The organism is Marivita sp. (assembly GCF_017643905.1).
Taxonomy (GTDB): domain Bacteria; phylum Pseudomonadota; class Alphaproteobacteria; order Rhodobacterales; family Rhodobacteraceae; genus Marivita.
Window position 1 is genome coordinate 1 of sequence record NZ_JAEPMO010000261.1, and the last position, 3,192, is coordinate 3,192.

The 3,192-nt window shown below is 60.6% G+C and carries 6 protein-coding genes; 4 read left to right on the top strand and 2 right to left on the bottom strand.

The window, feature by feature from the left end; genetic code table 11:
* Positions 1 to 133: GTP-binding protein (locus JJ869_RS22910; protein WP_292271206.1), on the bottom strand; the 133-nt coding region annotated here is incomplete at its 3' end.
* A gap of 198 nt (positions 134 to 331) precedes the next feature.
* Here JJ869_RS22910 and JJ869_RS22915 point away from each other — a divergent pair.
* Positions 332 to 658 carry a hypothetical protein gene (locus tag JJ869_RS22915; protein WP_292271196.1) on the top strand — a complete coding sequence of 109 codons (327 nt, stop codon included), beginning with the start codon at positions 332 to 334 and terminating at the stop codon, positions 656 to 658.
* On the opposite strand, the gene JJ869_RS22920 is transcribed toward JJ869_RS22915, so the two are convergent.
* Complete coding sequence (locus tag JJ869_RS22920) at positions 652 to 1,416, bottom strand: alpha/beta fold hydrolase (RefSeq protein ID WP_292271197.1); 765 nt, start codon at positions 1,414 to 1,416, stop codon at positions 652 to 654. The two genes, JJ869_RS22915 and JJ869_RS22920, sit on opposite strands and share 7 nt — an antisense overlap.
* Positions 1,417 to 1,479: 63 nt before the next feature.
* Here JJ869_RS22920 and JJ869_RS22925 point away from each other — a divergent pair, with 63 nt between their 5' ends.
* The 3 genes from JJ869_RS22925 to JJ869_RS22935 all read left to right on the top strand — a co-directional run.
* Positions 1,480 to 1,854, top strand: a complete 375-nt coding sequence (locus JJ869_RS22925) for a hypothetical protein (protein WP_292271199.1) — start codon at positions 1,480 to 1,482, stop codon at positions 1,852 to 1,854.
* 41 nt (positions 1,855 to 1,895) lie between these two features.
* A complete protein-coding gene (locus tag JJ869_RS22930; protein ID WP_292271202.1) occupies positions 1,896 to 2,561 on the top strand; it encodes an SDR family NAD(P)-dependent oxidoreductase in 666 nt (221 codons plus the stop codon).
* Positions 2,558 to 3,192 (top strand): cryptochrome/photolyase family protein (locus JJ869_RS22935; protein ID WP_292271204.1); only part of this gene is annotated, 635 nt, incomplete at its 3' end. The genes JJ869_RS22930 and JJ869_RS22935, both read left to right, overlap by 4 nt.

The window sequence follows — 3,192 nt, forward strand, 5'->3', positions numbered from 1 at the left end:
CAAGAAGCTGTTCCTTCATGTCCCGTTCCGACACCGTATGGGTGGATTGGATCAGCCGGTCGGCCAGGGTGGATTTCCCGTGGTCGATATGGGCAACAATTGAGAAATTGCGGATGTGCGAAAGCTCTGTCATGCGCGGGATATGATGCGGTTTTGGGGTCTGGTCAAGGTGGCGTGACAGTGGCGCATCGCTTGACAAAAGGTGATTTGAAAACAGGTCACATTTCAGGCATGTTTCCAGCAGGCAGACGGTCAGCATACTGGGCAGAAGACCCAAGGCATGGCCGTAGACATAAAGAGAACAGGCGCAATGAGAGTCTTGGCAGCGATAATGTTTACGGCGTTGGTCGCCGGATGCGGTGGCAACCGGTATGACCGCAGCGACAGCGGCATGGTCACACGGTTCTCGAGCGGTCCGATCAGCCGTGCCTGCCTCTCCTCTGATCGCCGGGCGCGCAACCCGCAACTTTGCGGCTGCATCCAGACCGTCGCCAACCAATCGCTGTCCGGGGCCGACCAGCGCAAGGCGTCGCGGTTCTTTGCAGATCCGCAGCGGGCGCATGACACCTGGATGTCGCAATCGCCATCGGATGACGCGTTCTGGGAACGGTACAAAGCGTTCGCCGCCCGCTCCGAACAATCCTGCCGCGGTTACTGATCCCGGTCGAGAAATGCCCTGACCGACGCTTCGAATTCGCGCGGTTTCTCAGCGTGCAGCCAATGCCCCGCACCGGGGATCTTGGCAAAGCGTGCCATCGGAAACAGGCGCTTGATCGTGGGCCGTGCCTCTGCCGTCACGTAGTTCGAGAGCGCGCCGGACAGGAACAGCGTCGGCTTTTCGAACGCGCCGTCCATCTCGGGAAAGCCAAGGATCTTCGGCATTTCCGCCGCCAGAGCATCAAGGTTCAATTTCCAGCGTTTGGCCTTCACGTCGAGCGATTGGGTAAAGAACGCCTGAAGCGTCGGGTCGTCGACATGGGTGGCCAGCTGCTCGGACGCGTCCGACCGCTTTTCAACTGTCGACAGGTCCACCGCCCGCATTGCTTCGATGAACTGGATTTGGGAGTGGGAGTAGCCCACCGGTGCGATATCGGCCACGATCAGCCGCTCCACCAGCTCGGGCCGTGTCAGCGCCAGAACCATCGCCGCCTTGCCGCCCATCGAGTGCCCGACCACATCCACAGGGCCACCCAGACTGGCGATCACCTCTGCCAGATCGGCGGCCATATCGGGATAGGAGTGACTGTCAGACCAAAAGCTGTCGCCATGATTGCGCTGGTCCACGGCGATGACCGGACCCCGGTCAGACAGGCGTTTGGCGATCACGCCCCAGTTGCGTCCCGACCCATAAAGCCCGTGAACGATGACAATCGGGCGCGCGTGTCCGGTCGATTCTGTAAACAGTGTGTTCAGCATTTGGGCCGCATATAGCGCCATATTCGTATTGAGAAAAAGGGGCTGGAGGCGTATCTTTTTTTGATGGAACACGCAGAGATGATCAAATCCAACGCCGACGCATTGCGCTCTCTTTTGGCGAAGCGTCTTGGCTTGAAACGGGGCTCGCTGGCCAAACGCGCGGCAAAGGCTGGGCGGATGCTGCCCTCCGGGGTTTGCCACGACATCAAGATCGTCGCCGAGGCGGAACAGATGGCGCGCAATCCGAAACTCGCGATACGCCTTGACCCCAATGCGACCAAAAGCGCCTATGACCGCGCTGCCACACATCTCAAGGCGATTGATGTTGCGGACCGTCGCAAAGGCATCGCACTGACCGTGATGGGCAGCATGGCATTCAACTTTCTCGCCGCCATCACGCTTTTCATCGTTGTCCTGCGCTGGCGCGGCCTGATCTGACACGGTTGACCGACTGATCCGTCACCCTAGGTGGCGGGGTCATGGAAACAGCACTCATCATCGGATCAAGCGGCGGCATTGGCACGGCGCTGTCAAACGCGCTGACCGCGCGCGGCGTTGCAGTCACCGGCCTGTCGCGCAGCCGCGATGGTTTGGACGTGACCGACGAAACCAGCGTGAAGGCCGCGCTCGGTGCGCTGACGGGACCCTTCGACCTCGTCTTCGTCGCCACGGGCGCGTTGGAGATCGGGGGGGCAGAGCCGGAAAAAACACTGCGACATGTGACGGCTGATGCGATGATTGACCAGTTCAAGCTGAACACGGTCGGACCGTCGCTTGTTCTGAAACATGCGATGCGGCTGTTGCCCCGGAAGGGGCGGTCGGTCTTCGCGGCCCTGTCCGCCCGCGTCGGCTCCATCGGTGACAACCGATTGGGCGGCTGGTACAGTTACCGCACCGCCAAGGCAGCCCTGAACCAGATGATCCACAGCGGCGCGATAGAGCTGGCCCGCACCCACAAGGACCTGATCTGCGTCGCGCTGCACCCCGGTACGGTCGAGACGAAATTCACCGAGAAATACGTTGGCCAAAACCCATCCGTACCCGCGTCCCAAGCGGCGGCGAATCTGCTGTCGGTGCTGGAGGGGCTGACACCCCAGGACACCGGCAAGTTCTTCGACTGGCAGAGCAAAGAGGTGCGGTGGTGACGCGCCTTGTTCTGGTCCTTGGGGATCAACTGACTGACACGCTCTCTGCTCTCGAAGCGGCAGACAAGGCGTCAGACGTGGTTGTGATGGCCGAGGTCGCCGAAGAGGCCACCTATGTGCAGCATCACCCCAAGAAGATTGCCTTCATCTTCGCCGCCATGCGCAAATTCGCCGCTCGCCTGCGCGATGATGGCTGGGATGTGCGATACACGCAGCTTGACGACACCGAAAACGCAGGCAGCATCCCCGGCGAATTGCTCCGCCGTGCCGAAGATACCGGCGCATCCGAGGTGATCGCCACTCAACCCGGCGAATGGCGTCTGATCGAGGCGCTTGAGGACATGCCGCTTAAGCTGACGATGAAACCTGATACGCGGTTCGTCAGCACTCAGGATGAATTCGACACATGGGCCGAGGGTCGCAAAGCCCTTCGGATGGAGTATTTCTACCGAGACATGCGCCGCAAGACCGGCCTTCTGATGAATGGCGACGACCCTGAGGGCGGCAAGTGGAATTACGATTCCGAGAACCGCAAACCGGCCCCTGACGACATCGCGTTTTCTGGCCCGATGCAATTCACTCCGGATGAAACGGTCGAAGAGGTGCTTGATCTGGTCGAAGCGCGGTTCGG

Excerpts from the sequence above, each read along its gene's own strand:
- JJ869_RS22930 (WP_292271202.1), top strand. The coding sequence starts at position 1,896 with ATGGAAACAGCACTCATCATCGGATCAAGCGGCGGCATTGGCACGGCG.
- JJ869_RS22915 (WP_292271196.1), top strand. The coding sequence starts at position 332 with ATGTTTACGGCGTTGGTCGCCGGATGCGGTGGCAACCGGTATGACCGC.
- JJ869_RS22920 (WP_292271197.1), bottom strand. The coding sequence starts at position 1,416 with ATGCTGAACACACTGTTTACAGAATCGACCGGACACGCGCGCCCGATT.
- JJ869_RS22925 (WP_292271199.1), top strand. The coding sequence starts at position 1,480 with ATGGAACACGCAGAGATGATCAAATCCAACGCCGACGCATTGCGCTCT.